Raw genomic sequence first — 22,854 nt, 5'->3', positions numbered from 1 at the left:
CGCTTAGACTCCAAGTGTCGTGCGTCACCCGTGCGGCCGGCAACCCTTGGCCACCATGGGTGCAACAACCAGACGAGCGAGTCAGACATACCAGCCAGTGCCGCCGCCCAGCGGCGTCACGACGCCCAGGAGAACAAGTGCCTAGTCCCTCTGCGAACACCATTTCCAAGGTCCTCATCGCCAACCGCGGCGAGATCGCGGTCCGCGTGATCCGCGCGGCACGCGACGCCGGTATCCCGAGTGTCGCGGTCTACGCAGAGCCCGACGCCGAAGCACTGTTCGTCAAACTCGCCGACGAGGCCTTCGCGCTCGGCGGCCAGACCTCCGCCGAGTCCTATCTGGTCTTCAACAAGATCCTCGACGCCGCCGAGAAGTCCGGGGCGAACGCCATCCACCCGGGCTACGGCTTCCTCTCCGAGAACGCCGACTTCGCGCAGGCGGTCCTCGACGCAGGGCTGATCTGGATCGGGCCCTCGCCGCAGTCGATCCGCGACCTCGGCGACAAGGTCACCGCGCGCCACATCGCACTCAAGGCCAACGCCCCGATGGCCCCGGGTACCAAGGACCCGGTCAAGGACGCCGACGAGGTCGTCGCCTTCGCCGAGGAGCACGGCGTGCCGGTCGCGATCAAGGCGGCGTTCGGTGGTGGCGGTCGCGGTATGAAAGTCGCCTACACGATCGAGGAGATCCCGCATCTGTTCGAGTCCGCGACCCGTGAGGCGATCGCCGCGTTCGGCCGCGGCGAGTGCTTCGTGGAGCGCTACCTCGACAAGGCCCGGCACGTCGAGGCCCAGGTGATCGCCGACCAGCACGGCAACGTCGTCGTCGCCGGCACCCGCGACTGTTCTCTGCAGCGCCGCTTCCAGAAGCTCGTCGAGGAGGCCCCCGCGCCGTTCCTGACCGACGAACAGCGCACCAAGATCCACGAATCCGCGAAGGCCATCTGCCGTGAGGCGGGCTACTACGGCGCGGGCACCGTCGAGTTCCTCGTCGGCAGCGACGGCCTGGTGTCGTTCCTCGAGGTCAACACCCGTCTGCAGGTCGAGCACCCGGTCACCGAAGAGACCGCCGGCATCGACCTCGTGCGCCAGCAGTTCCGGATCGCCAACGGCGAGAAGCTCGAGTTCTCCGAGGACCCGGCCCCGCGCGGCCACGCCTTCGAGTTCCGCATCAACGGCGAGGACCCGGGCCGTAACTTCCTGCCCGCGCCCGGCCCCATCACCGTCTACCGCGAGCCCAACGGACCGGGCGTCCGCGTGGACTCCGGCGTTGTGCAGGGAGACGTGATCGGCGGCCAGTTCGACTCGATGCTGGCCAAGCTGATCGTCACCGGCGAGACCCGCGAGCAGGCGCTCGAGCGTGCCCGCCGCGCCCTGGCCGAGTTCGAGGTCGAGGGCCTCGCGACGGTGATCCCGTTCCACCGGCACATCGTCTCCAACCCCGCCTTCATCGGCGGTGTCGACGAGAACGGTGTCGAGGGTTTCGAGGTCTACACCAAGTGGATCGAGACCGACTGGGAGAACCCCCTCGAGCCCTACACCGGTGCCGAGCCGATCGAAGAGGACGAGTCGCTGCCGCGCCAGAAGGTCGTCGTCGAGGTCGGCGGTCGCCGCGTCGAGGTCTCGCTGCCCGGTGACCTGTCGCTCGGTGGTGGTGGCAACGGTGTCGTCCGCAAGAAGCCCAAGGCCCGCGCACGCAAGAAGGGTGGCGGCGCGGCCGCATCCGGCGATTCCGTCGCCGCACCGATGCAGGGCACCGTCGTCAAGGTCGCCGTCGAGGAGGGCCAGCAGGTGTCGGCCGGTGATCTGGTCGTCGTGCTCGAGGCCATGAAGATGGAGAACCCGGTCACCGCGCACAAGGACGGCGTGGTCACCGGTCTCGCCGTGGAACCGGGTGCCGCCGTCACCCAGGGCACTGTGCTGCTCGAGCTGAAGTAGTCCATCTGCGGATGGAACCGGTCGAGATCAACGCCGGGACGTGGTACCTGCGTGCGCTTCGTGCGGACGATCGGGTCACCGACGTCCCGGCGTTGTCCGATCTGGGGGTCGATGACCCAGACGAGTACGTCGCCGGGGCAAGTCGCTCGTGGGAGAATGAATCCCGCTACGTGTGGGCGGTGTGCGAGCCCACCACCGGGGAACTCGTCGCCCTGATCGGGGTGCGGAGAGACCCGGCGCGACTGTCCGGCCGGGCCCGTTCCGGTCGCGCCGACGCGCTTGAGGCTGCCCGCAGCCCCGTCCGCCGGTTCGCCGACGGTGCACTGGGTCTCACGATCTCCGACGAGCTGGTCGACAACATCCCCTGAATGACAATCGGATCCAGGCCTGGACGCTGGACCGCGCCAGATTGGGGTCTAAAGTCCCGCCGGAACGGGCATTTTCGTCGATCCGATAGTAGGACTATGAATACTGCGCGGCCACAGCGTCGACAAGGAAGTCGGCCCCCGCAGACGGTGCCAGCCGGCCCGGGTTCATGGTGTCGCGTTGTAGGGGAGACGACGAAGATGAGCACTTCGGCCAAACACACGCACAGCATCCATATCGACGCACCGGTGGAGAAGGTGTTCGGGTACATAGAAGTACCCGCGCATTTCATCGCCGCCATGCCTGCGAACAACGAGGTCGTCCTGGGAAAGGTCGATCAGAAACCCGATGGCGCGGTTGTCGGCTACGAGATCAAGTACCGACAACTCGGCATGCACCTGAGTGCCACCATGACCCGCGAGGCCTACGTCCCCAACGAACGGATCCACGATCACGCCTCCCTGGGCGTGGATCACATGCTGTCGGTCGAGCCCGACGACACTGGGACGAAGCTGACCTACACCGCGGACGCCTCACGACTGATGAAGATGATCGACGCGGTCTTCTTCCACGGGGACAAGCACATCGGGGAGGCGCTGGAGAAGATCAAGAAAGAAGTCGAGGCACTGCCCTGATCCGGTGACCGCCGACCCGGCCGTATTCTTACCTCGCCGCGACGTCAAGGACGACTGAGTCGTCTGCGCCGCCGTGGTCGGCCTCAGACTCGAATCACCGCACTCGAAGCAGCCGCACTTCGCGACGACGCGTTCCAACCACTCCCCTTGATGCGCACCGATTTTCGGACTGCCAAACCCGCGTTCGGCACCGTCGCTGCAGGCCGTCACCTTCGCGACCCTCGCACCGCTGATCCAGGACGCTGTACCGCGTCAGATTGGGGTCCTAAGTCCCACCGGAACGGGCATTTTCGCCAATCCTGAAGCAGGACAATGAACATAGCGCGGTCACAGCGTCGATAACGAAGTCGACCCCCGGCAGTCGGCCCGGGCCCACGGTGCCACGCTGCCACGGGAGGCGATGAAGATGACCACTTCGGCCAAACACACGCACAGCATCCACGTCGACGCGCCGGTCGAGAAGGTGTTCGAGTATATCGAGGTACCCGGCAATATCGTCGCCGCAATGAACGCCATGCCCGGGGAAGGCGAACTCGTTCTCGGCGAGGTCGATCAGAAGCCCGACGGCGAGGTGGCCGACTATCGGATGACGTTCCGCGAACTCGGCATGCACATGCACACCACGATGACCCGTGAAGAATACATGCCCAACGAACGCATCACCGACCACTCGTCTCTGGGCGTGGACCACATGTTCTCCGTCGCGCCCGAAGACACGGGCACGAAACTCACCTACGCCTGGGACGCCACCAAGCTGATGAGAATGATCGACGCGACGCTCTTCCACACGGACAAGCACATCGGCGAGGCGCTCCAGCACGTCAAGAAGGAAGTCGAAGCGCTGCCCTGATCTCCGAGCCCGCCCATATCAACAAAGGGAGTTGAGCACGATGACCATTTCGGCCAAACACACCCACAGCATCCACGTCGACGCACCGGTGGAGAAGGTGTTCGGGTATATCGAGGTACCCGCCCATTTTGTCGCAGCCATGGCAGGGCCCGAGGACACAGACATCGTCCTGGGAAAGGTCGATCAGAAGCCTGACGGCGAGGTGACCAGCTACGAAGTCAAACACCGCGAATTCGGCATGCACCTGAGCACCACCCTCACCCGTCAGGAGTACGTGGCCAACGAACGCCTCGTCGACCACGCCTCCCTGGGTATGACCCACATGTTCACCGTCGAACCCGACGACGCAGGCACGAAGCTGACCTACGCCTGGGACGCGTCGAAGCTGATGAAGATGATCGACGCGACCTTCTACCACACGGACAGGCAAATCGACGAACTACTGGAGAACGTCAAGAAGGAGATCGAGGCGCTGCCCTGATCTCCGAGCCGGCGGGATCAGAGAAAGGAGTTGAGCACGATGACCACTTTGACCAAACACACGCACAGCATCCATATCGACGCACCGGTGCAGAAGGTGTTCGGCTGGATCGAGGTTCCGGCGAATTACGTGAGTGTCATGCAGGCACTCGAGTCGAGCGCCCTCGACCTGGCGGAGGTCACCACGACGCCCGAGGGCACAGTGGCCGACTACAAGATCAAGTTCCGTGAGCTCGGCATGCACCTGACCGCCACCATGACCCGTGAGGACTACGTGCGGAACGAACGCATCACCGACCATTCCTCCTTGGGCGTGTTCCACATGATGTTCGTCGAGCCCGACGACACGGGCACGAAGCTGACCTTCGTCTGGGACGCGTCGAAGCTGATGAAGATGATCGACGCGACCTTCTACCACACGGACAAGCACATCGACCAGGCGCTGGAGAAGATCAAGAAAGAAGTCGAGGCGCTGTCCTGATCGGTCGGCGTCGCCCGCTCCGTCGATACCACACCGGCTCTCCGACAATCGGAGTGGCAGGACGGATCTTCCACGAAATGGACATGAATCCGACCGGCTAGTAGGACACTGGACGTAGCGCGGCAGCGTCGACGCAGGAGTCGACCCCCGGCGAGCCGGTGCTCCGCATGCCGGGCCCATCGTGCCGCGTTGCTGAGGGGAGGCGACGGAGATGACCGCTCCGGCCAAGCACACGCGCAGCATCCACGTCGATGCACCGGTGGAGAAGGTGTTCGGCTACATCGCGGAGCCCAAGCACTTCGTCGCCTCCATGCCGGAGGAGTCGCATTCCGTCCTGGGAGGGAAGGTGAAGCAGACGCCCGAAGGTGTGGTCACCGAATACCAGATCGAGCACCGCGAATTCGGCAGGCACATGACCACTACCGTCACACGTGCGGAGTACGTGCCCAACGAACGCCTCGTCGACCATGCCTCGCTGGGGGTGGACTACATTCTGTCCGTCGAACCGGACGACACGGGCACGAAGCTGACCTACGCCTGGGACTCGTCGCAGTTGTGGAAGATGGTCAGCAAGACCTTCTTCGGCGGCGACCGGTGGGTCGAGGGCGCGCTGACGAAGTTCAAGGAGCGGATCGAAGCGCTTCCCTGACACCGGCTCCCACCCTCACGGACCGGGTGGCGGCTCGCCGCCGACCCGGAAGTCATGGTCGAGTCCCGTGGCCAGATCACCACACTCGACCACCGTCACCTCGTCGTCGTGAGCTGCCAGGTAACGCCCCGCGCCGATGTCCCCCGACAGAGTGCCCATGACCGGTCCCAGGTGTGCCGTACCGAGGTAGACCGGATGGCCGGGGCGGCCGTGGAAACAAGCCCGCACGAGGGCTGTCGGGGAGCGACCGCTCGCCTCTAGCACTCGGGCCACCACCTCGGGGCCGACATCGGGTGTGTCAACAACATGTAAAACCACGCCGACCAGATCGGCACGTTCCGACACGCGCCCGAGGACGTCGCAGACGGTTGCACCGAGCCCTGAGGTCCAGTCCGCGATCACCCACGCCGTCGCCGGCGGTGGTGGCGCCACGATCTGGGCACCCATCGCGACGACCACCTCGTCACATCCGCCGGCATCCAACACGTGCACTGCCTTGCGGAGCCAATCACCTTGATGCGCAGTGATTTTCGGTGCACCGTACCGACGTCCGGCACCGGCCGCGAGGATCACCCCGAGCACACGTGCCGATGATCCGGTGCGCCCATTGCCGCCCATCGCTTCCGCCTCCATACTGCCGGCGATGGTAGTCGTCACTCCGCGCGGATGTCGGATTTACCTCACGGAAACATACGATCGGCCCCCGCGCGAAATTGCCCGCGCGGGTCCACTATCGATTTGCTGGCCTGCCGTCTCCTGCGACGGCTTCCCGACGCCCGATCGCCCAGTACGACACAAAGCAGTACGACACACAAAAGCAGTACGACACACAGAGGTATGCAAACAATGGCAACCGACGCGGATTCTGTGACACCACCGGCACCGGCGAAGAAGCGGGTCCACCCCGTCGACCAGGTGCCACCCGCCGGCAAGCTGCTCACCCTCGGCGCGCAGCACGTCGTCGCCTTTTACGCCGGTGCGGTGCTGGTGCCGCTGATCATCGCCAAGGCCATCGGCCTCGACGACGACGCGCTCACCATGCTGATCACCGCGGACCTGTTCACCTGCGGTATCGCATCGATCATCCAGTCCGTCGGCATCTGGAAGATCGGTGTCCGGCTGCCGCTCCTGCAGGGCATCACCTTCGCCGCGCTGGCCCCGGTCATCAACATCGCGAACAGCAACGGGGGCGGCCGGGTCGGCCTGCTCACCGTCTACGGGGCGGTGATCTCCGCGGGTATCTTCACATTCCTGATCGCACCGTTCTTCGCCAAGCTCATCCGGTTCTTCCCGGCGGTGGTGACCGGCACCGTGATCACGATCATCGGTGTGGCGTTGCTCCCGGTCGGCATCGGCGACGCGACCACCGACCCACTGACCCACACGTCCGATCCCAGCAGCACCCGGTGGATGCTCTACGCGGTCGGCACCATCCTCGCGATCGTCATCATGCAGCGCTTCCTGCGCGGCTTCTGGGGGACGATCGCCGTGCTGCTGGGTCTCACCGCCGGCACGATCGTGGCCTGGATCCTCGGCGACACCAGCTTCGACGCGGTCGCCAACGCCTCCTGGGTGGGCTTCACCCCGCCGTTCGCCTTCGGCTGGCCGCGTTTCGACGTGATCGCCATCGTGTCGATGATCGTGGTGCTGATGATCATCGCGGTCGAGTCGACCGGTTCGGTGTTCGCCACCGGCGAGATCGTCGGCAAGCGGATCCGCAAGGACGACATCGCCGCGACCGTCCGCGCCGACGGCTTCGCGACGATCATCGGCGGTGTGTTCAACTCGTTCCCCTACACCGCGTTCTCCGAGAACGTCGGGTTGGTGCGCCTCACCGGGGTCAAGAGCCGCTTCGTGGTGGCCGCGGCCGGCGGCATCATGATCATCCTGGGTCTGCTCCCGAAGACCGCCAAGGTCGTCGAGTCCATTCCGTCCCCGGTACTCGGCGGCGCCGCGATGACACTGTTCGCCACGGTCGCCGTCGTCGGCATCCAGACCCTGTCGAAGGTCGACTTCACCGACCACCGCAACCTGATCATCGCCAGCACCTCCTTGGCCATGGGGCTCTACGTCGAGTTCAGCCAGTCCTCGGCACCCGAGCAGGTGATCGGCGCCGACGGCCAGACCATCGACATCCCGGCGCTGCCCGGCATCGACGAGGCGGTCCCCGGCATCCTGCAGATCCCGTTCAGCGCCGGCATCACCATGGGCGCCATCACGGCGATCCTGCTGAACATCTTGTTCTTCCATGTCGGCGCCAAGGGCCCTCGAGTGGCGGGCGGCGGATCGATCACGCTCGACGAGGTCAATTCGATGACCAAAGAGCAGTTCCATCTGACGTTCGGGGAAGTCGTCCAGGATGTCGGCTGGGTGCTCGACCGCGCGTACGACCAGAAGCCGTTCGAGGACGTGCACGACCTGCGATCGGCGTTCCAGGAGGCGATGCTCACCGGAAGCGACGAGCAACACCTCGAGCTCATCCGGGCGTTCCCCGACCTCGGCAGGGAGGACGAGTCGGGAGAACTCGTCGCGGTCGACCACAAGGGCTTGTCCCAGCTGGAAGAAGACGAGCATCAGAACGTGGTGAACCTGGCCGAGGCCTACCAGGAGCACTTCGGCTTCCCGCTGGTGATCTGCGCACGCGAGACCGAGCGCTACGACCGGGTGCTGCGCAACGGATGGGCCCGCATGGACAACTCGGAGACCAGCGAGAAGTCATTCGCTCTCATCGAGATCGCGAAGATCGCCAACTACCGGTTCGACGACCTCGTCGCCGACGCGAATCCGATCACGTCGGCGCGGTTCACTCGGCAGCCGGAACTCTCCTAAGCTCAGACCATGAGACGCGTTGATTGGCGAGGTATGCCGAGTTTCAATGAGCTGACCGAGAGCCAGGCGATCCACGAGCTCTACGAATGCTGCAGTTCCCGGATCTGGGCCCTACGGGTCGCGAAAGCGCGGCCGTTCTCCGACGACGAGGCTCTGCTCGAGTACGCCGACCTGATCTTGGCGGAATTGACCGAGATCGATCTCGACGAGGCGCTCGCCGGCCATCCGCGGATCGGTGACCGGCCAGACAATCCGTCGTCGGCACGTGAGCAGTCGGGCGTCGCCGGCGCCGACGCCGACGTGCTGACCGATCTGAAGAAGCTGAATGCCGAATACGAGGAGAAATTCGGCCACGTCTACCTGGTGTTCGCCAACGGCCGACCGGCCGCCGAACTCCTCGACATCCTCAAGCAGCGGATGCACAACGATCCCGAGACCGAACGTCGTGTCATGCGGATGGAACTGGCGAAGATCAACCGCAGCCGACTGACACGGATGCTGACACCGGCAAGCGCCTATCGGGACCCGGCAGTGGAGGCGCAGGCGTGAGCGGCCTGTCCACACATGTGCTCGACGCCGTATCCGGTGCTCCGGCAACGGGTGTCCCGGTCACGCTGCAGGATGCGAGTGGTACCGAATTGTCCTCTGCCGTCACCGATTCCGATGGCCGCATCGGACAGGTCAATCCGTATCCACTGATCCCCGGTATCTACCATCTCGTGTTCGACACCGGAGATTGGTTCGCCGACAACGATATCGACGGTTTCTATCCGGAGATCGACATCTGTTTCGAGGTCACCGATCCGGACCGGCACTACCACGTCCCGGTACTGCTGAGCCCATACTCGTATTCGACCTACCGCGGGAGCTGAACACGCAGAACTCGCACTTACACGCGAAGTTCTTTGTGTAAGTGCGAGTTCCGCGTGTTTCACGTGGCGGCCCGGCCTCGTCCGGTGCCCACGCACGACTACGTCGCAGATGCCACCCGGGGTCACGCCTCCCGCAGCACCTGCGACGGCGCCACCCCGTAGCGCTGCCGGAACGCCGCGGCGAACCGTCCGGTGTGGGTGAACCCCCACTTCATCGCCACATCGGTCACCGAGACCGCGGCGCCGCTCGCGAGGTCGTCGTGCACGGCGGCCAGCCTGATCTCGGTGAGACACTCCCGCGGCGTCTTCCCCACATACTCCCGGAATCCCTCTTGCAGTCGTCGCACGCTCACGCCGGCCGATTCCGCCATGTCGGCGGCCGTCCACGCCCGCGCGGGGTCGGCCCGCAACGCGTCGAGTACCCGGGTCACGATCCGCGGACGTGGGAGCTGATGATCGCCCGGATCGTCGGTGATCGCGGCGAGCAGGAACGCGTCGGTCAACGATCCGGCGAGCTGTTCGGCGACCAATGGATTGGCCAGCAGCGGATCGTCGTCGGGCTGACCGGCGATCGACTGCACCAGGCGGAACCAACTCGATCCCTCGGGTGAGCGCAGGTCGAGTTGGTCGGGTATGGACGCATCGGGAAGCCCGGTCACCCGACAGAGCTCGTGGTGCAGGAAGTCGCGGTCGATCTTGACGCCGACGATGGTGCACGTGCTCGACCACCGGGTGATGTCGGTCGGGGTGTCAGGAGGGTTGACCGTCGCAAACCCGCTGGTCGACACCACCGTGTGCCCGGCGACCGACGTCTCGAGTACACCGCCGAGCGGGACGTTGATGCCGTAGGCGCCGGGATGGTCGGAGTGGATCGAGACCTCCGATCCCCAACCGATCCGCGCGATGCGCAGAGGACCGAGAACCGTGACACCGAGATCGGCATCCGCGGCCGTGCTGCCGGCCTCCCGCGGGCTCAACACGTGCGGAAAGTACGCCTCCGACACCGCACTCGACGCCGCATCCCAATCGGGATCACCCGGTATTCGAAGCTGTTGCAGCTGACTCATCGAGACTCCTCACGACCTCGCCGCGCATTTCGGACCGCTGTCGCGCTCAGCGGATCGTCAGGGGGCCCTGTCCGACCTATGTTCTAACTCACATTTTGCACCACCGAAAGGAGGAGTCACATGGAACGCAAGGCCCTGCAGAACGTCTTCGGCCAGTTCGCCAGCGGCGTCACCGTCATCACCTGCGCAAACGCCGACGGTGAGCCCCACGGCGCGACGGTCACCGCGTTCACCGCTGTGTCGCTCGAACCACGTCTGTGCCAGGTGACGCTGACCCGCAAGTCCAAGGCCTGCGGGTACCTCACAGACGCGCCGTTCGCGGTCAACATCATGGCTGCCGATCAACTCGACATCGCGATGCATTTCGCGGGCCGGCCGGCCGACCCCGGACCAAAGTGGGCCGACGGGCCGACCGCTCCGATCCTCCACGGAGCAGCCGCCACGCTGAGCTGCACTCCCTGGCGTAGCTACGACGGCGGTGACCACATCATCTTCATCGGCGAGATCGTCGACGCCCAGGCCAGCGGAAAGCCACCACTCCTGTACTACCGCAGCACGTTTCACGACCTCGGTGAGCCGAGCGTGAACTCGCTGTGGACCCTGTCGGCCGACGATCCGCATTCCGGATGGTTCGACTCCACCACCACCTTCACGCCGTTCCACATCGCCGAATCCCAAACCGCCTGAACCAGATTCATATTCAGTCACGATCGATCGATCAGAAAGAGGTATCAATCATGACCACCATCGACGAGCGACCCGAAACCGATGCACCGCAGGTCAACCCGGCCGCCGACAGCCCGGCCAACCAGACCAAGAACTTCGCATCGCGCCCGATGACGGGCGACGAGTACATCGAGTCACTCAAGGACGGTCGCGAGATCTGGCTACACGGCGAGCGTGTGAAGGATGTGACCACCCATCCGGCCTTCCGCAACCCGATCCGGATGACGGCGCGCTTGTACGACTCGATGCACGACCCCGAGACCAGGGACAAGGTGACCACGTCGACCGACACCGGCAACGGCGGCGTGACCATGCCGTTCTTCCGGGCACCGAAGAGTTCGGCGGACCTGATCGAAGAACGCGACGCGATCGCCGAGTGGGCACGCATGACCTACGGCTGGATGGGCCGCTCCCCCGACTACAAGGCCAGCTTCCTCGGCACGCTGCACGCCAACAAGGACCTTTATGCACCGTTCGAGGCCAACGCCGAACGCTGGTACCGCGAATCACAGGAGAAGGTGCTGTACTGGAACCACGCGATCATCAACCCGCCGGTCGACCGGCAGCTGCCCCCCGACGAGGTCGGCGACGTGTTCATGAAGGTGGAGAAGGAGACCGACGCGGGGCTCATCGTCTCCGGCGCCAAGGTCGTCGCCACCGGCTCGGCGATCACCAACTACAACTTCATCGCCCACTACGGCCTGCCGATCCGCAAGAAGGAGTTCGCGCTCATCTGCACGGTGCCGATGGATGCGCCCGGCATCAAACTCATCTGCCGCAGCTCCTACACCGAGCACGCCGCGGTGATGGGTAGCCCCTTCGACTACCCGCTATCGAGCCGGATGGACGAGAACGACACCATCTTCGTCTTCGACAAGGTGCTCGTGCCGTGGGAGAACGTCTTCATGTACGGCGACGTGGACCGCATCAACGCCTTCTTCCCACAGTCCGGCTTCCTGCCGCGATTCACCTTCCAGGGCTGCACGCGACTCGCGGTGAAGCTCGACTTCATCGCCGGTCTGCTGATGAAGGCGCTCGACTGCACCGGTTCCGGCGACTTCCGCGGCGTGCAGACCCGCGTCGGCGAGGTGATCGGCTGGCGTAACCTGTTCTGGACGCTCACCGACGCGATGGCCCACAACCCCGAACCGTGGATCGGCGACACGGTGATCCCGCGTCTGGAGTACGGCCTCACCTACCGGATGTTCATGATGCAGGGCTACCCTCGCATCAAGGAGATCATCGAACAAGACGTCGCCTCGGGCCTGATCTACCTGCCTTCGAGCGCCGCCGACTTCAAGAGCCCCGACGTACGGCCCTACCTCGACAAGTACGTCCGCGGCTCCAACGGCATCACCGCGATCGACCGCGTCAAGGTGATGAAGGCGCTCTGGGATTCGATCGGTTCCGAGTTCGGCGGCCGCCACGAACTCTACGAGCGCAACTACTCGGGCAACCATGAGAACGTCAAGGCCGAATTGCTGTTCGCCGCGCAGAACCGCGGAGGCGTGGACCAGATGAAGGGTCTCGCCGAGCAGTGCCTGTCCGAGTACGACCTCGACGGTTGGACCGTGCCCGACCTCATCGGCAACGACGACGTCAGCTGGTTCGGCAACAAGTAGGACCGGACACTTCGCGCAAGCGGACGGCGCGATACCCCCAACACACAGAACTCGCGCTTACACACGAAACTTCGTGTGCAAGCGCGAGTTCTGTGTGTGCCAGCCGCTCCCTACCCGATCTCCCTACCCGATCTCGATGAGGAGGTCGCCGGGTGCGACGGTGGTGACGGGGCCGATGGCGACGCGGGCGACCTTGCCGCCGATGGGGGCGGTGATGGTGGCCTCCATCTTCATGGCCTCGATGGTGCCGATGGCGGCGCCGGCGGCGATCTCGTCGCCGACGTCGACCGACAGGGACACGACCCCGGCGAAGGGCGCCCCGACGTGGTGGGGGTTGGAGCGGTCGGCGCGTTCGGCGGCCTCGACGGCGGAGTCGACCGTCCGGTCGCGCACCGCGACCGGACGTAGCTGCCCGTTGAGCACGCACATGACGGTGCGCATGCCCTTCTCGTCGGCGTCACTGATGGCCTCGAGCCCGATCAGCAGGTCCACACCCGGCTCCAGCACGACGCGGTGCTCCTCGCCGTAGCGCAGCCCGTAGAAGAACTGGTTGGCCGACAGCCGTGAGGTGTCGCCGTAGAGCTCGAAGTGCTTCTCGTACTCGTCGGTCGGCCCGGGGAACAACAGCCGGTTCAACGTCTGCTGGCGTGCCACACCCGGTTCGTCGAGCGCTTCGGACTCGGCGTCGGTCAGCGTCGCCGGCGGCGGCGCCTCGCCGCGCCCCTTCAGCGCGATGCTGCGCAGCGGCTCCGGCCAGCCGCCGGCGGGGTCGCCGAGTTCACCGCGCAGGAACCCGATGACCGAGTCGGGGATGTCGTAGGACGACGGGTCGGCGGCGAACTCCTCGGCGGTGATGCCGCGTCCGACCAGGGCCAGGGCGAGGTCACCGACGACCTTCGAGGACGGGGTGACCTTGATCAGCCGGCCCAGCATGCGGTCGGCGGCCGCGTAGGCCTCCTCGACCGCCTCGAACCGGTTGCCCAGGCCGAGTGCCATGGCCTGCTGTCGCAGGTTCGACAGCTGCCCGCCCGGGATCTCGTGGGTGTACACGCGCCCGGTCGGGGAGGGCAGCCCGGATTCGAACGGCGCATACACCTTGCGCAGCGCCTCCCAATACGGTTCGAGATCGCAGACCGCGGCCAGGTCCAGGCCGCTGTCGCGCTCGGTGTGCGCGGCCGCGGCCACGATCGCCGACAACGCGGGCTGGCTGGTGGTGCCCGCCATCGACGCACTCGCCCCGTCCACCGCCGACGCACCGGCCTGCCACGCGGCCAGATAGGTGGCCAGCTGCCCGCCCGGGGTGTCGTGGGTGTGCACATGCACCGGCAGGTCGAACTCGGTGACCAACGCCGACACCAGCGTCGTGGCGGCCGGGGCGCGCAGCAGTCCGGCCATGTCCTTGATCGCCAGCACGTGTGCGCCGGCCTCGACGATCTGTTCGGCCAGCCGCAGGTAGTAGTCGAGGGTGTAGAGGTCCTCGGCCGGGTTCGCCAGGTCGCCGGTGTAGGACATCGCGACCTCGGCGACCGCGGTGCCGGTCTCGCGGACCGCGTCGATGGCCGGGCGCATCTGATCGACGTTGTTGAGGGCGTCGAAGATGCGGAAGATGTCGATCCCGGTGCGCGCGGCCTCGTCGACGAACGCGGTGGTCACCTTGGTCGGGTACGGGGTGTAGCCGACCGTGTTCGCCCCGCGCAGCAACATCTGCAGACAGATGTTCGGGATCGCCTCACGCAGCTGCGCCAGCCGGTCCCACGGATCCTCCTTGAGGAACCGCAACGCCACATCGTAGGTGGCCCCGCCCCAGCACTCGATGGACAACAACTGCGGGGTCAACGCCGCCACATACGGCGCCACCGCCAGCAGACCACTGGTGCGCAACCGCGTCGCCAGCAGCGACTGATGCGCGTCGCGGAAGGTGGTGTCGGTGACGCCGAGACGCTTGGAGTCACGCAGATCCGCCGCGAACCCCTCCGGACCAAGCTTCAGCAGCCGCTGACGCGACCCGTCGGCCGGGTGGGCCAGCACCGCCTTGTCGACGGTGGGGAACTTGTCGCGCGGGTAGATCGTCGTCGGTCGCTCGCCATGCGGCTTGTTGACCGTGACGTCGGCCAGATAGGTGAGGATCTTGGTGCCGCGGTCGGCCGAGCTGCGTGAGGTCAACAGCCACGGTCGCTCCTCGATGAACGAGGTGGTGACCCGCCCGGCGCGGAAATCCGGGTCGTCGAGCACCGCCTGCAAAAACGGGATGTTGGTGGCCACGCCTCGAATCCGGAACTCGGCCACCGCGCGGCGGGCGCGGGCCACCGCGGTCGCGAAATCCCGTCCCCGACACGTCAATTTGACCAGCATCGAGTCGAAGTGCCCGGTGATCTCGGCACCCAGCACCGCGCCGCCGTCCAACCGCACCCCCGCACCACCCGGGCTGCGGTAGGCGGTGATCCGCCCGACGTCGGGACGGAACCCGTTGGCCGGATCCTCGGTGGTGATCCGGCACTGCAACGCCGCACCCCGGATGGCGATCCGCTCCTGCACCAGCCCCAGATCCGGCAATGCCTCACCCGCGGCGATCCGCATCTGCGCCCCCACCAGGTCGACATCGGTGATCTCCTCGGTCACCGTGTGCTCGACCTGGATGCGCGGATTCATCTCGATGAACACGTACGGGCTGGATGCATTCGCCCCGCTCGCTGCGCTCCCGGCGGCGGACTCGTCGAGCAGGAACTCCACCGTGCCCGCACAGGTGTAGCCGATGTGCCGGGCGAAGGCGACCGCGTCGTTGCAGATCTTCTCCCGCAACTCCGGCGACAGATTCGGCGCCGGCGCCAACTCCACCACCTTCTGATGGCGGCGCTGCACGCTGCAGTCCCGCTCGAACAGGTGGATCACGTTGCCGTGGGTGTCGGCGAGGATCTGCACCTCGATATGGCGCGGGTTGACCACCGCCTGCTCCAGGAACACCGTCGGATCCCCGAACGCCGCGTCGGCCTCGCGCGAGGCGGCCGCGACCGCCTCGGCGAGATCGGCGAGCGTCTCCACCCGCCGCATCCCGCGCCCGCCGCCCCCGGCGACCGCCTTGACGAACACCGGGAACTGCATCTGTTCGGCCGCCGCGACCAGCTCGTCGACATCGGCCGACGGCTCCGAGGACGCCAGCACCGGCAGACCCGCCGCCTTCGCCGCCGCCACCGCCGTCGCCTTGTTCCCGGTCAATTCCAGGACATCGGCCGAGGGCCCCACGAAGGTGATGCCATGCTCGGCACACGCCGCGGCCAGCCCCTGATTCTCCGACAGGAAGCCGTAACCGGGGTAGATCGCGTCCGCACCACAGCGCAGCGCCGCACCCACCACCTCGTCGACGGACAGATACGCGCGCACCGGATGACCCGGATTGCCGATCTGATAGGACTCATCAGCCTTCAGCCGGTGAACCGAATTCCGATCCTCATACGGAAAAATCGCAACAGTCCGCGCACCGAGTTCATAGGCGGCGCGAAAGGCGCGGATCGCGATCTCACCGCGGTTGGCAACCAGGACTTTCTCGAACAAGGGACTCTCTCTCGTCGGGTGCGGGTACACACTCGTCAGGTTTGCACAGCCCGCGTCGTGGCAAGCCGGTGTTCCGGCTCGGCGGACGGATCACGATGATCACCGTGACCTGTCCATGATATGTGTGCCCGGTCACTCCGATCACCCCCGCACCCAAGTTCTCCAGGTCTTTTGCAACCCGAACGATCGGTAGGTCCCGGTGCGGGGTAGCGTGGCCGCGGAGGTGCATATCCGTGAGTGCGATTCAGCGACCGGAGGAATCAACGCCAGACCGGCCGTCTGACCACGCCGTCGCGGACGATCATCCGCGCCTCGCGGTCACCGTCCTGTGCGCCGCCGGCATCGTCGTGGCGCTGATGCAGACGATCATCGTGCCGCTGATCCCGCAACTCCCGAGCCTGCTGGATGCCGCACCGGCGAACACATCGTGGGCGCTCACCATCACCCTGCTGATGGGCGCGGTGATCACGCCCATCGGCGGCCGGCTCGGCGACATGTACGGCAAACGACTGATGCTCGTGTCGAGCATGGGGATGGTCGCCGCGGGTTCGGTCGTCTCCGCGATGTCCACGTCGCTGGCGCCGTTTCTCGTCGGCCGCGCTCTGCAGGGCCTCGGCTTCGGCACCATCGCGCTCGGGATCAGCGTGATGCGCGACATCGTGCCGCCCCGGCACCTCGGCGCCTCGGTCGGCACAATGAGCGCGTCGCTCGGGATCGGCGGCGCACTCGGGTTGCCGTTCGCCGCGGCGATCGCCCAGCACGTCAGCTGGCACGCGTTGTTCTGGGCATGCGCCGCCGCCGCCCTGATCGGCGGGATCGGGATCGCCCTCACCGTCCCCTCGAGTCCAACCCGGACCGGCGGGCGCTTCGACACCCTCGGCGCGATCGGTCTTGCGGCGATGCTGACCTGCCTGCTGCTCCCACTGTCGAAGGGCGCCACCTGGGGTTGGGACAGTCCACTCACCCTGGGTCTCTTTGCCGCATTCGTTGTGGTGGCCATCGGATGGGCGCTGCACGAACGCCGACACACCAACGCGCTCATCGACCTCGCCGTGGCGGCCGAACGACCGGTGCTCTTGACCAATATCGCATCCGTCACCGTCGGATTCGCGTTCTACTCGATGCAGCTCATCCCGATCCAACTGCTGATGGCACCGACCTCCAGCCAGGACGGTCTCGGGATGGACATGCTCGGCGCGGCCCTGATCCTGACGCCGAGCGGACTGGTCATGTTCGTCTTCTCCAATATCAGTGCGCGAATGACCGCCGCGTTCGGGCCGCGGGTCTCGCTGGCGGTCGGCGCCGTCGTCCTGGGGATCGGCTACATCGTGTTCATCGTGACGATCGCCGGCCCGTTCGAGGTGACCTGGTGGCTGATGATGGCCGTCGCGTCGCTCATCGGTGCCGGGCTGGGTATCGCGTACTCGGCGATGCCGGCGCTGATCATGCGCGCGGTCCGGGTCGAGCAGACCGGTGAGGCCAACGGCGTCAACGCGCTGATGCGGGTCGTCGGAACCTCCTTGTCGGCGGCGGTCGTCGGCATGATCCTCACGGCCTCGATGATCACCGTCACCGGTGACGGAGGTGCGCCGGTCGAAGTCCCCTCCGAGACGGGCTACCTGTGGGCCTCGGTGTTCTCGTTGGTCGCCTGCGTGGTGGCAACGGTGATCGCGCTGTCGATCCCGTCGCCACACCCGATGGCCGTCGAAGACATCTGACCCCGCCGCGCCCCGACATGCGACGACAGCGGGATCGTCGTAGCGTGACCGGGTGTCCCCCCTGACTCTGATCGAGAACGCGCACGTCATCACCGTCGACCAAGCGCGCCGCGAGCTCTCCGCTGCATCGGTGCTGATCGAAGGCTCGCGCATCGTCGCGATTGGCGAGAGTCCGGGCACCCTCCCCGCCGACGCACTCCGGGTCGACGGCTCCGGATGCGTGCTGACGCCGGGTCTGGTCAACACTCACCATCACCTCTATCAGTGGATCACCCGTGGCCTGGCCGCCGACCACACCCTGTTCGAATGGCTCACCACGCTGTACCCGATCTGGGCGGGCATCGACGAGGACGCGGTCCGCACCGCGGCGCTCGGGGGTTTGACCCAACTGGCGCTGTCCGGGTGCACCACGACCACCGATCACCATTACGTCTTCCCGGCCGAGGGCGGTGACCTCCTCGGGGCGGAGATCGACGCGGCGCGGACCATCGGGCTGCGTTTCCACCCGACGCGCGGTTCGATGGACCTGTCCGAGAAGGACGGCGGACTGCCACCGGATTCGGTCGTCCAGCCGATCGACGAGATCCTGTCCGCGAGCGCCGATGCGGTGTCGCGGTGGCACGACGCCGCACCGGACTCGATGCTGCGGATCGCGCTCGCCCCCTGCTCGCCGTTCTCGGTCACCACCGACCTGCTCCGGGAATCCGCGGTCCTGGCACGCGAACTCGGGGTGCGGATGCACACCCATCTTGCCGAGTCGCTCGACGAGAACACCTACTGCGACGAGCATTTCGGCTGTACCCCGTTGCAGTACATGGAGTCGGTGGGCTGGGTCGGCGACGATGTGTGGTTCGCGCACGGAATCGAGTTCGACGACGACGAGATCTCGCGTCTGGCCGCGACCTCGACCGGCGTCGCGCACTGTCCGACCTCCAATGCCCGGCTGGGAAACCGGATCTGCCGCACCCGCGATCTGGTGGACGCCGGCGTGCCGGTCGGCCTCGGCGTCGACGGCGCCGCGTCGAACGAGTCCTGCCGGCTTCTCGAGGAAGCCCATCAGGCAGTCCTCATGGCGCGGGCCCGCGGCGGGCCGACCGCCCTGACCACCCGAACCGCGATCGAGTTGGCGACCATCGGGGGTGCCCGGGTACTCGGCCGCGCCGCCGACACCGGGTCCATCGAGGTCGGCAAGCTCGCCGACCTCGTGCTCTGGGACCTGTCGTCGGTCGCCCACAGCGGCATCGACGATCCGGTCGCGGCCCTCGTACTGGGCGCGATCCCGCCGGTCGCGGCGAGCTGGGTCAACGGTCGCCGCATCATCGCCGACGGCGAGATGCGCACCGTCGATGCGGACATCGTCGCGGCCGATGTCGCGCGCGAACACCGGCGTCTGATCGCCAAGGCCGGATAGGACTGGGACGGTGGACCTCAACACGATCGTCGGCTACCGACACGCCCGCACCCGCGACAACCTCACCCTCGCGCCGGGCGAACGGTTCGTCGCCGGCGGCACCTGGTTCTTCTCCGAACCGCAGGTCGACGCCGACGGTGTCGTCGACCTGACCGCCCTGGACTGGCCCGCACTCGAGGATCTGCCCGACGACGGCCTGCGCATCGGCGCCACCTGCACCATCGCCGAACTCGCCGCTCTCGCACCACGTCCACCGTGGCGTGCCCAGCCGCTGTTTCCCGCGTGCGCGAACGCGCTGCTCGCCTCGTTCAAGATCTGGCACGTCGCGACGGTGGGGGGCAACATCTGCCGGTCGTTCGCGGCCGCCGCGATGGTCTCGCTGACCGCCGGCCTCGACGGCATCGCCGTCATCTGGTGCCCCGACGGCACCGACCGTCGAATCCCGGTGGCGGAGTTGATCACCGGCAACGGCACCAATTCCCTCGCCCCGGGTGAGGTGCTGCGCGCGGTCGACATCCCGGGGACGTCGATGCGGGCGCGCACGGCGATGCGCAAGATCGCCCTGGCCGAACTCGGCCGATCCGGCGCCGTCGTCACCGGGCGGGTCGACGAGGACGGTTCGACCGTCGTCGGCATCACCGCGGCCACTCTCCGTCCGACGATGCTGCGCTATCCGACCCTGCCCGACCCGGCCACCCTACGACGAGATGTGACCGCCTCCGACGGCTACTACACCGACCCGCTCGGTGCCGCCGACTGGCGGCGCGGGGTGTCGGCGGTTCTGGCAGAACAGATCCGGACCGAACTCACCGGCGGTGACGTCCGATGAAGTTCTCGATCAACGACGCGGACTACGAGCACACGCCCCGACCCGGACAGTGCCTGCGCACCCTGCTGCGCGACCTCGCCCACTTCGAGGTGAAGAAGGGGTGCGACGCCGGCGACTGCGGCGCCTGCTCGGTCCTCGTCGACGGCACCCCCGTCCACTCCTGCATCTACCCGGCCCAGCGCATCGACGGACATGATGTGACCACCGTCGCCGGCCTGGGCACCCCTGACGACCTGCACCCGATGCAGCAGGCGTTCGTCGACAACTTCGCATTCCAGTGCGGCTTCTGCACCGCAGGTATGGTTGTCACCGCCTCCACCCTCGGCCCCGAGGATCTCGACGACCTGCCACGCCGGATGAAGGGAAACCTGTGCCGCTGCACGGGATACCGCGCCATCCGCGATGCCATCACCCAGGGCCTCACCGCCGACAGCACCCCGAATCCCGCCGACGGCACCCCAAAACTCGCCGACAGCACCCTGAATCCTGCCGACAGCACCCCAAAACTCGCCGACAGCACCCAGAATGGCCCCGACGGAATCCCGGGAGTCGTGGGCTGCGCCGTCGCTCCCCCCGCGGCGCGGCGCGTCGTCACCGGCTGTGAGCCGTACACCTTCGACACCCCCATCGACGGCCTCACCTATCTCCGCGTGCTTCACTCACCGCATGCACACGCACGCATCGTCGCGATCGACACGGCCGCGGCCGCCGCGGTCGACGGCGTCGAGCTGATCCTCACGCACGAGAACGTTCCGGCCACAAGGTTCTCCACCGCCCGGCACGAACACCGCGAGGACGACCCCGACGACACCCGCATCCTCGACTCGGTCGTGCGGTTCGTCGGGCAACGCGTCGCCGCCGTCGTCGCCACCACGCCCGCCGCGGCCGAGGAGGCCTGTCGCCTCATCGACGTCACCTACGAACCGCTGCCGGCCGTCTTTGATCCGGAGGAGGCGCGCACTCCCGGCGCGCCGCTGATCCACCCCGATCTGGCCCCCGCGGACCGGGTGGCGCACGCCGGGAAGAACGTGATCGCCGACTTCCACAGCGGTTTCGGCGGCGACGTCGACGCGGCGCTGGCCGATGCGGCGGTCACGGTCTCCGGGACATGGACCACCGCCCGCGTCTCCCACGCACAGCTCGAAACCCACGGCGCCATCGGCAGCCTCGACGACGACGGCCGCCTGGTGATCCGCACCAGCACCCAGGTGCCGTTCCTGGTGCGTGACGAACTCGCCCACATCCTCGACCTGCCGCCCGACCGCATCCGCGTGTACAGCGCCCGGGTGGGCGGCGGCTTCGGCGGCAAGCAGGAGTTGCTCACCGAGGACCTCGTCGCGGTCGCCGTGTTGCGCACCGGGAAACCGTGCGCCTACGAGATGACCCGCACCGACGAGATGACCCGCACGACCTACCGCCATCCGTTCCGGGTGGCCGTGAACCTCGGCGCCGACGACGACGGCCGGCTGACGGCCCTGAAGATCGACGTCCTGTCCGACACCGGCGCCTACGGCAACCATGCGATCGGCGTGATGTTCCACGCCTGCGCGGAATCGGTGTCTGTCTACAACTGCCCCACCAAACGCGTCGATGCCGAGGTCGTCTACACCAACAACCCGCCGTCGGGGGCCTTCCGCGGCTACGGCCTGGGCCAGGTGATCTTCGCGATCGAGTGTGCGCTCGACGAACTCGCCGTCGCCCTCGACATCGACCCGTTCGAACTGCGCCGCATCAACGCGGTCGCCGACGGCGACCCCCTGCTCATCGCCCACCCCGAACCCGAGGCCGACCTCGTCTACGGCAGCTATGGCCTCGATCAGTGCCTCGACCTAGCGCAGCAGGCGCTCGACGCCGGCAATGGCGTCACCGCACCCGACGGCCCGGCCTGGCGCACCGGCGAGGGCATGGCACTGGCCGCGATCGCGACGATGGCGCCGCGCGGCCACATCTCGCACTGCCGGGTGTCGGTCGGCGCCGACGGCATCTACGACGTGGGCATCGGCACCGCCGAGTTCGGTAACGGCACCACCACGGTGCACACCCAGATCGCCGCCACCGCCCTGCAGACGACCGTGGACCGGATACGTCTGCACCACGGGGACACCGACGCCTCCGAACACGACACCGGCGCCTTCGCCTCGGCCGGCATCACCGTCGCCGGCAAGGCCCTGCACGCCGCGTGCGTCTCACTGCGCGAGAAGCTGACCGGAACGGCCGCGAGCGTCGCCGACGTCGAACCCGACCGCGTCGCGCCCGGCCGCGACGGCTACTTCGTCGGGGACCGGGTGGTCACCTTCGGGGAGATGGTCGATGCCGCGCCCACGACCGATCGCGACGGTGACCGTGTCGTGGCCGCCGGCGTCGAGAACGGCGACCTGCGATCCATCGCCTTCAACGTCCACGCCTTCCGGGTCGCGGTGAACACCGAGACCGGCGCGGTGGTCATCCTGCAGTCGGTGCAGGCCGCCGACGCGGGCGTGGTGATGAATCCCCAGCAATGTCTCGGTCAGATCGAGGGCGGGGTCGCGCAAGCGATCGGGTCGTCGCTGTACGAGGAGATCATGCTCGACGACGGGGTGCCTCAGACCCCGGTGCTGCGTGCCTATCGGGTGCCGCAGATGGCGGACATCCCCACGACCGAGGTCTACTTCGCCGACACTTCCGACGAACTCGGCCCGTTTGGCGCCAAGTCGATGAGCGAATCGCCGTACAACCCGGTGGCTCCCGCGCTCGCGAACGCGATCCGGCGTGCCATCGGCGTCCGGCCGTACGAGCTGCCGATGTCCCGTGATCGAGTCTGGCGACTGATGCAATGAATGTTCCGATATTTCGG

The 22,854-nt window shown here is 66.8% G+C and carries 19 protein-coding genes; 16 read left to right on the top strand and 3 right to left on the bottom strand.

Features of this window, described 5'->3' with window-relative positions; all coding sequences use genetic code 11:
- Positions 1-137 precede the first annotated feature (137 nt).
- The 7 genes from GORHZ_RS01605 (at position 138) to GORHZ_RS01575 (ending at position 5,398) form a co-directional block, all read left to right on the top strand.
- A complete protein-coding gene (locus GORHZ_RS01605) occupies positions 138-1,937 on the top strand; it encodes an acetyl/propionyl/methylcrotonyl-CoA carboxylase subunit alpha (protein ID WP_006329709.1) in 1,800 nt (599 codons plus the stop codon).
- 11 nt (positions 1,938-1,948) lie between these two features.
- On the top strand, positions 1,949-2,305 hold the full coding sequence (locus GORHZ_RS01600) for a GNAT family N-acetyltransferase (protein WP_006329707.1): 357 nt from the start codon (positions 1,949-1,951) through the stop codon (positions 2,303-2,305).
- A gap of 198 nt (positions 2,306-2,503) precedes the next feature.
- Positions 2,504-2,938, top strand: a complete 435-nt coding sequence (locus tag GORHZ_RS01595) for an SRPBCC family protein (protein WP_006329705.1) — start codon at positions 2,504-2,506, stop codon at positions 2,936-2,938.
- A gap of 406 nt (positions 2,939-3,344) precedes the next feature.
- The gene (locus GORHZ_RS01590) at positions 3,345-3,788 is read left to right on the top strand and encodes an SRPBCC family protein (RefSeq protein WP_006329703.1); all 444 of its coding nucleotides are present in this window, start codon (positions 3,345-3,347) and stop codon (positions 3,786-3,788) included.
- 40 nt (positions 3,789-3,828) lie between these two features.
- Positions 3,829-4,269 carry an SRPBCC family protein gene (locus tag GORHZ_RS01585; RefSeq protein ID WP_006329701.1) on the top strand — a complete coding sequence of 147 codons (441 nt, stop codon included), beginning with the start codon at positions 3,829-3,831 and terminating at the stop codon, positions 4,267-4,269.
- Between the two features lie 39 nt (positions 4,270-4,308).
- Positions 4,309-4,749 carry an SRPBCC family protein gene (locus GORHZ_RS01580; protein WP_006329699.1) on the top strand — a complete coding sequence of 147 codons (441 nt, stop codon included), beginning with the start codon at positions 4,309-4,311 and terminating at the stop codon, positions 4,747-4,749.
- A gap of 211 nt (positions 4,750-4,960) precedes the next feature.
- Positions 4,961-5,398, top strand: coding sequence for an SRPBCC family protein (locus GORHZ_RS01575; protein ID WP_006329697.1), 438 nt, complete (start codon positions 4,961-4,963; stop codon positions 5,396-5,398).
- Between the two features lie 15 nt (positions 5,399-5,413).
- On the opposite strand, the gene GORHZ_RS01570 is transcribed toward GORHZ_RS01575, so the two are convergent.
- Positions 5,414-6,016 carry a nucleotidyltransferase family protein gene (locus GORHZ_RS01570; RefSeq protein ID WP_040529709.1) on the bottom strand — a complete coding sequence of 201 codons (603 nt, stop codon included), beginning with the start codon at positions 6,014-6,016 and terminating at the stop codon, positions 5,414-5,416.
- Positions 6,017-6,244: 228 nt separating this feature from the next.
- Between GORHZ_RS01570 and GORHZ_RS01565 the strand changes: the two genes are divergently transcribed.
- Genes GORHZ_RS01565 through uraH form a run of 3 tightly spaced genes read left to right on the top strand, consistent with a single transcriptional unit; the run spans position 6,245 to position 9,099 of the window.
- Positions 6,245-8,227, top strand: coding sequence for a solute carrier family 23 protein (locus GORHZ_RS01565; RefSeq protein ID WP_006329693.1), 1,983 nt, complete (start codon positions 6,245-6,247; stop codon positions 8,225-8,227).
- Between the two features lie 9 nt (positions 8,228-8,236).
- Positions 8,237-8,776 (top strand): 2-oxo-4-hydroxy-4-carboxy-5-ureidoimidazoline decarboxylase, encoded by a 540-nt coding sequence (gene uraD, locus GORHZ_RS01560; RefSeq protein WP_040529692.1) that lies wholly within the window; start codon positions 8,237-8,239, stop codon positions 8,774-8,776.
- Complete coding sequence (uraH, locus tag GORHZ_RS01555; protein WP_006329690.1) at positions 8,773-9,099, top strand: hydroxyisourate hydrolase; 327 nt, start codon at positions 8,773-8,775, stop codon at positions 9,097-9,099. The genes uraD and uraH overlap by 4 nt, the downstream gene beginning before the upstream one ends.
- Positions 9,100-9,221: 122 nt before the next feature.
- Here the strand turns inward: uraH and GORHZ_RS01550 are convergent, their stop codons facing one another.
- Positions 9,222-10,166, bottom strand: coding sequence for an AraC family transcriptional regulator (locus GORHZ_RS01550; RefSeq protein ID WP_006329689.1), 945 nt, complete (start codon positions 10,164-10,166; stop codon positions 9,222-9,224).
- 120 nt (positions 10,167-10,286) lie between these two features.
- Between GORHZ_RS01550 and GORHZ_RS01545 the strand changes: the two genes are divergently transcribed.
- Entirely contained in the window at positions 10,287-10,853 is a 567-nt protein-coding gene (locus GORHZ_RS01545; protein ID WP_006329688.1) for a flavin reductase family protein, read from the top strand.
- A gap of 50 nt (positions 10,854-10,903) precedes the next feature.
- Positions 10,904-12,514 (top strand): 4-hydroxyphenylacetate 3-hydroxylase family protein, encoded by a 1,611-nt coding sequence (locus tag GORHZ_RS01540; protein ID WP_006329687.1) that lies wholly within the window; start codon positions 10,904-10,906, stop codon positions 12,512-12,514.
- Between the two features lie 123 nt (positions 12,515-12,637).
- On the opposite strand, the gene GORHZ_RS01535 is transcribed toward GORHZ_RS01540, so the two are convergent.
- The gene (locus tag GORHZ_RS01535) at positions 12,638-16,063 is read right to left on the bottom strand and encodes a pyruvate carboxylase (protein ID WP_006329686.1); all 3,426 of its coding nucleotides are present in this window, start codon (positions 16,061-16,063) and stop codon (positions 12,638-12,640) included.
- Between the two features lie 233 nt (positions 16,064-16,296).
- On the opposite strand from GORHZ_RS01535, the gene GORHZ_RS01530 reads away from it, so the two are divergent.
- Genes GORHZ_RS01530 through GORHZ_RS01515 form a run of 4 tightly spaced genes read left to right on the top strand, consistent with a single transcriptional unit; the run spans position 16,297 to position 22,837 of the window.
- Entirely contained in the window at positions 16,297-17,781 is a 1,485-nt protein-coding gene (locus GORHZ_RS01530; RefSeq protein WP_006329684.1) for an MFS transporter, read from the top strand.
- A gap of 52 nt (positions 17,782-17,833) precedes the next feature.
- On the top strand, positions 17,834-19,192 hold the full coding sequence (locus tag GORHZ_RS01525; protein WP_006329682.1) for an 8-oxoguanine deaminase: 1,359 nt from the start codon (positions 17,834-17,836) through the stop codon (positions 19,190-19,192).
- A 10-nt stretch (positions 19,193-19,202) separates the two neighbouring features.
- Entirely contained in the window at positions 19,203-20,021 is an 819-nt protein-coding gene (locus GORHZ_RS01520; protein ID WP_006329680.1) for an FAD binding domain-containing protein, read from the top strand.
- The gene (locus tag GORHZ_RS01515; RefSeq protein WP_006329678.1) at positions 20,018-22,837 is read left to right on the top strand and encodes a molybdopterin-dependent oxidoreductase; all 2,820 of its coding nucleotides are present in this window, start codon (positions 20,018-20,020) and stop codon (positions 22,835-22,837) included. Before GORHZ_RS01520 ends, GORHZ_RS01515 begins: the two co-directional genes overlap by 4 nt.
- Positions 22,838-22,854: the final 17 nt, after the last annotated feature.

This window comes from Gordonia rhizosphera NBRC 16068 (genome assembly GCF_000298195.1).
Lineage (GTDB): Bacteria > Actinomycetota > Actinomycetes > Mycobacteriales > Mycobacteriaceae > Gordonia > Gordonia rhizosphera.
Note: the sequence above shows the minus strand (reverse complement) of the source record. Positions and strands in the feature narration are given on the sequence as shown.